The sequence below is a fragment of the Streptomyces alkaliterrae genome (assembly GCF_007097205.2).
Classification (GTDB): Bacteria; Actinomycetota; Actinomycetes; order Streptomycetales; family Streptomycetaceae; genus Streptomyces; species Streptomyces alkaliterrae.
On the sequence record NZ_VJYK02000343.1, the window covers coordinates 1 to 5535 of the forward strand.

The following is a 5535-nucleotide window of genomic DNA, read 5'->3' on the forward strand; positions in this document are numbered from 1 at the left end:
CCCCCTAGAACCGACCCCGCCCCGGCGCTCGAAGACGCAACAACGCCCAGATCGCCGACCGAGGTTCGGCGTGCCGTGCCGGCAGACATCACTCCCGCACCTCACCCGCGGCCGGGGAAGCGGCGTCCCGGAGCCCGAGCGGCTTCCTCACCCCGCCGTCCTCGCCGGGCCGCCCCGCCACGGTGACCGCGCGCAGGACCCACTCCACGGGCCCGTAGCGGAACCGGCGCATCAGCCTGGCGCTGACGTACGACTGCGTCACGTAGAGGACAAGCGCGCCGCACACCGCCGCTGCAGCACCGGTCCTGCCGTAGAGGCCGAGGCCGTATCCGTAGAAGACCAGCGCCATGACAAGCGACTGCAGCAGGTAGTTGGTGAGCGCCATCCGGCCGGCGGGAGCCAGCCAGGACGCGACCCGGGCGCCCCGCGCCGTCCGGAACCACAGCAGCAACCCACTGGCGTACGCGACGGAAAGGGCGGGCGCGGCTACCAGACCCAGCACAAAGGCCGGCACCTCCCACTGGTCCGACAGCGGGCCGACCGTGCCCAGCGCCATCAGAACGCCGCCCGGAACGCCCACAACACCACCGATCACGCAGCTCCGCCGCAGCCGGCTCGCGGACACGTTCCCGGCGAGCGACCGACGCCTGCCTGCGACGAACCCCACCAGAAACGCGGTGACGACGTGCCCGCCCGCGACCAGCGTGCCCAGCAGGAGCTCCGGCAACGCCCGGATGTTGGCCGCCACCACGTCTGCGAGGCCACCCCGGTACGCCTCCGTCAGAGCGTGCGCCTCCGCCTGCGCCTCCGCCGCCGTCCCGAACTCGCTTGCCGGCACGGTCGCCGAGGCGGCGGCGAGCAGCAGGAGCACGGCGATCACCCCGTACAGCCACAGCGCGGCGCGCCACACCCGCTCTGGTGATGCCCGTCGTGACGCGAACAGGACGAGCCCGAGCACGGCGTAGGTCGTGAGGATGTCCCCTGAGTACAACAGCACCGCGTGCGTGACACCCAGGACGAACAGTGCGAGCAGCCTGCGCAGCATCCGTCGTTCGAAGGACGCTCCGGCCCGCTCTGCCGAACTCGTCTGCAGGGTGAAGCTGTATCCGAAGAGGAACGAGAAGAGCAGGTAGAACTTGCTCTCCACAAGCGCGGCGACCAGCCAGTGCGCGATCAGATCCGCGCCCGTCTCCTCCGGGCGGCCGCCCGTCAACGCGAAGGGCCCGGCCATCACCAGCACGTTCGCGAGGAGGATCCCCCCGAGCGCGAACCCGCGCAGCGCGTCCACCTCCAGGATCCGCGGTGTGGTCGGCGCGCGCCGCGCAGTGGCCTGACCGACCGCCCCGCTGGCCAGCCGGTGTCCTGGGCCGCTGGTTGCTGAACTCACGGGTGGATCCTCTCAGCCGGCGCGCGGCCTTGCGACGTCGTGCACGGACCTGACTTCCGGTCACCCGAAGCCGGGCTACGCGGCATCCCGTCTGCGGTAGATGTGTGCGCCGGCAAGAGCGACGACAACGGTGAAGGTGACAAAAACGGCCGACCCGGTGGCGGGTGGGAGAGACCTGCCGGCGAGCGCTGACGGGAACTCGCCGTTCCCGTCAGCGGGCTTGCCGTAGCCAGCGAGGCCGGGGCGCGGCGGCGCCGGTGGAACGCTACCCGAGTGGGGGCCGGGATCGGCTGTCGGCGACGGCGAGCGTCAGGCTTTCCGGGATCGCTCCTCGGACGGCGCGGGCGCGGAGGGCTCGCCTGGTTCGCGGGCGAGGAGGACGAGGGCTGCCGCGCAGAACGGGATCAGGGCGAAGAGCAGCAGTGCCGGGCCGTAGCTGCCGGTCGCGTGGTGGCCGAGTGCGACGGCGACTGGGCCGAGGGCGCTGGCGCCGACGCTCACCGTGTAGGAGACGCCGCGGATGGCGCCGAGGTGGGCAGTGCCGAAGTACAGCGGGTAGGCGGCTGATTCGACGGCGCGCAGCAGCCCGTTGGCGGAGCCGAGGGCCAGCCCGAAGGCGAGTGCCGTCCAGCCGGGCCGGACCACGCCCGCGGCGGCGACCGCGCCCGCGAGGGTGAGCATCGAGGCGACGAGCACGATGCGGGGCGAGGCGCGGTCCAGCAGCGCGCCGGCGGCGAGGGTGGCGAGCAGGGCCGCGACGGTCTGCGGAAGGAAGTTCGCGGCGGCCTCGACCGGGCTGAGCCCGCGCTCGCCGAGCAGGTCGATCTGGTGGAAGTTGAGCCCGGTGGTGAGCATCGCGCTGGACGCCATGCAGAGGGCGATGGCCCAGAACATGCCGGTCCGTGCCGCGTGCCGCAGTGGCCGGCCGGTGGCCTTGTCGTGGTCGTTGCCGTCCTCGGGCGGGGCGACGCCGTCGACGTGCTGGCCGACGTCGGAGGGCCGGTCGCGGAGTCCGAAGAGCGCGAGCGGAACGACCACCGCCCACACGGCCAGCCCCTCCACCGCCCAGGCGGCGCGCCACCCCACCTCGGCGACGAGCCGTTCGACGGCCACCGGGGCGAGGGAGATGCCGGCCGTCCCGACGGCGCTGGTGATGCCGAGCGCGAGCCCGCGCCGCCGGTGGAACCAGTACGCGACGGTGGTCGTGGCGACGAGTCCGAGTGCCCCCTGACCGGCCATCCGGATGCCGACGAACCCGGCGGTCAGGCCGATGATCCCGGACACGAACGACAGGGCGAGCAGTACCGTGCCGAAGACGGCGGCGACTGCGAGCATCACCCGACGCGGCCCGTACCGGTCGACGGCCCTGCCGACAAAGGGCATCGCACTCGCCCCACACAGGGTGCCGACCAGGTACGCGGTGGAGACCTGGGTCCGGCCGATTCCCAGGTCCTCGATCATCGGGTCGAGGAGGACGGACACGCCCGCCGTCTGTCCGGGAGCGGTCATCGCCATGGCGACGGCGCTGTAGGCGACGATGCGCCAGCCGTGGAACGGCGGCGCGGCGGCCGGGTGTCCGGGCGCGCGGCCGGTGGCCGAGCCGGTGGTGAACCTGTTCAGCGTCGCTCCCTTCCCCACCCCGTACCGGCCGGGGCGGCGTACCGACCGGCCATCTTCCCGGAGGGGCCGGGGGCGACGGAAGACCGCCGCTGTCCGACCACCTCGGTGGTGGTCGGACAGCGGCGGCTGATGGTCAGTGGCTGGTGAGTTGTCCGGCGAGCTTGCCGTGCATGTCGGCGCTGGGCTTGTTCAGGCCGATGATGGTGACCTTCTTGCCGCGCTGGGTGTACTTGTTCTCGATGGCGTCGAGTGCCGCGACGGACGAGGCGTCCCAGATGTGGGCGTCGGAGAGGTCGATGACGACGTCGTCCGGGTCGTCCTTGTAGTTGAACTGGTAGACGAGGTCGTTGGAGGAGGCGAAGAAGAGTTCGCCGGTGACCGCGTAGACGACCTGGTTGCCGTCCGGGTCGACGACGCCGGTGACCTCGGCCAGGTGGGCGACGCGCTTGGCGAAGATCACCATGGCGGTGAGGGAGCCGACGATGACGCCGACGGCCAGGTTGTGGGTGGCGACGACGACAGCGACGGTGACGACCATGACGGTGGTCTCCCCCAGCGGCAGCCGCTTGAGGGTCTTCGGCTGGATGGAGTGCCAGTCGAAGGTGGCGACGGACACCATGATCATGACGGCGACGAGGGCGGCCATCGGGATGTCGGAGACGACCGGGCCGAAGACCACGCACAGCACCATGAGGAAGGAGCCGGCGAGGAACGTCGACAGCCGGGTGCGGGCGCCGGACACCTTCACGTTGATCATGGTCTGGCCGATCATGGCGCAGCCGCCCATGCCGCCGAAGAAGCCGGTCACGATGTTGGCGATGCCCTGGCCGACGGACTCGCGCGTCTTGTTGGAGTGCGTGTCGGTGATGTCGTCGACCAGCTTGGCGGTCATCAGCGACTCCATCAGGCCGACCAGCGCGAACGCGAAGGCGTACGGCGCGATGGTCGTCAGGGTGTCCATGGTGAACGGCACGTCCGGCAGGCCGGGCACCGGCAGGGAGGAAGGCAGCTCGCCCTTGTCGCCGACGGTCGGCACGGCGAGGCCGGCACCGATGGTGATGACCGTGAGGACCACGATCGACACCAGCGGCGCGGGGATGACGGTGGTGAGCTTCGGGAAGAAGACCATCATCGCCAGGCCGCCGAGAATCAGCGGGTAGACCACCCACGGGACGTCCTTCATCTCCGGCACCTGGGCCATGAAGATCAGGATGGCCAGGGCGTTCACGAAGCCGACCATGACGCTGCGCGGGATGAACCGCATGAGCTTGGCCACGCCCAGTGCCCCGAGCGCGATCTGCATCAGACCGCCGAGGATCACGGCGGCGATCAGGTAGCCGAGGCCGTGATTGTGGTTCAGCGGTGCGATGACCAGGGCGATCGCACCGGTCGCGGCGGAGATCATCGCCTTGCGGCCGCCGACGATCGAGATCACCACGGCCATGGTGAAGGAGGCGAAGAGACCGACGGCCGGGTCCACGCCCGCGATGATCGAGAAGGAGATCGCCTCGGGGATCAGGGCCAGGGCGACCACGAGGCCGGCCAGGACCTCGGTGCGGAAGACCTTGGGGGAGGCGAGCCAGTCCGGCTTGGACAGCTTGGGCAGCTTGGACTGCTTGGGCGCAGCGGCGAGCGGTGAGGACATGCGACCGTTTCTGTTCGGGCGCACGCGCCCAACCGCTGGACGCACGCGCGCTTCGTGCTCGACTCCGTAACCGAGGGAGTCCCCGGCGGCCCGGCCACGTCGGGGGCCCTGCCGGTGGGAGGGGCGGCCGGGAGGCCGCCGTTCGGGCATCATTGCCCGGAAGCCTTGGGGTGCCGCCCGGCTGCGACCCGATCGGGACCGCAGCGGCGACAACCTCCACGACTCTACCCTGACGTGAGGGCAGAGTGCGACTTGTGGCTTGTGAAATGCAGGTAAACAGCACGTCCAGGCTGTGATTCCAGACACGCGTCCGGGATTCGGTGGCTGAAAACGCGGCGTGCACCGGCGGGACGGAGAAGGCGGTAATGGCGGACCAGGCGCGGCACATGCAGATCGGCGAGGTGGCCGAGAGGACCGGTCTGTCGCTCCGCACGATCCGCCACTACGAGGACGTGGGCCTTGTCACGCCGTCCGCCCGCAGCAAGGGCGGCTTCCGTCTCTACACCGAGTCCGACGTGGATCGGCTGATGGTCATCCGCCGGATGAAGCCGCTGGACTTCTCGCTGGAGGAGATGCGGGAGCTGCTGGAGATCATCGACCGGATCGCCGCCGCCGACGACGGCCAGTCGGCTGATGACGAGCGGCAGCGCCTGCGGGAGCGCCTGGACTCCTACCAGAAGGTCGCGGATGCGCGCTGCGAGAAACTGCGGGCCCAGCTGATGGCCGCGGAGGACTTCGCCGCCACCCTCCGCCGCAAGCTCGACGACGCCGGCTGACGCCGGCTGACGCCGGCTGGGCAGGCCGTTCATCCGATCCGTCCGGCCCTGCCCGTCCGGGCCCTGCCCGTCCGGCCCTGCCCGTCCGGCCCTGCCCGTCCGTCCCC

The 5535-nt window shown here is 71.0% G+C and carries 4 protein-coding genes; 1 reads left to right on the top strand and 3 read right to left on the bottom strand.

What is annotated here, in order from left to right:
- Positions 1-88: 88 nt before the first annotated feature.
- From FNX44_RS23180 to FNX44_RS23190, 3 genes are all read right to left on the bottom strand, one after another.
- Complete coding sequence (locus FNX44_RS23180) at positions 89-1387, bottom strand: DUF418 domain-containing protein (protein ID WP_323369608.1); 1299 nt, start codon at positions 1385-1387, stop codon at positions 89-91.
- A gap of 309 nt (positions 1388-1696) precedes the next feature.
- A complete protein-coding gene (locus FNX44_RS23185; protein ID WP_323369610.1) occupies positions 1697-3025 on the bottom strand; it encodes an MFS transporter in 1329 nt (442 codons plus the stop codon).
- A gap of 115 nt (positions 3026-3140) precedes the next feature.
- Entirely contained in the window at positions 3141-4652 is a 1512-nt protein-coding gene (locus tag FNX44_RS23190; protein WP_143650755.1) for a SulP family inorganic anion transporter, read from the bottom strand.
- Between the two features lie 365 nt (positions 4653-5017).
- On the opposite strand from FNX44_RS23190, the gene FNX44_RS23195 reads away from it, so the two are divergent.
- Complete coding sequence (locus tag FNX44_RS23195) at positions 5018-5428, top strand: MerR family transcriptional regulator (protein WP_143650757.1); 411 nt, start codon at positions 5018-5020, stop codon at positions 5426-5428.
- Positions 5429-5535 lie beyond the last annotated feature (107 nt).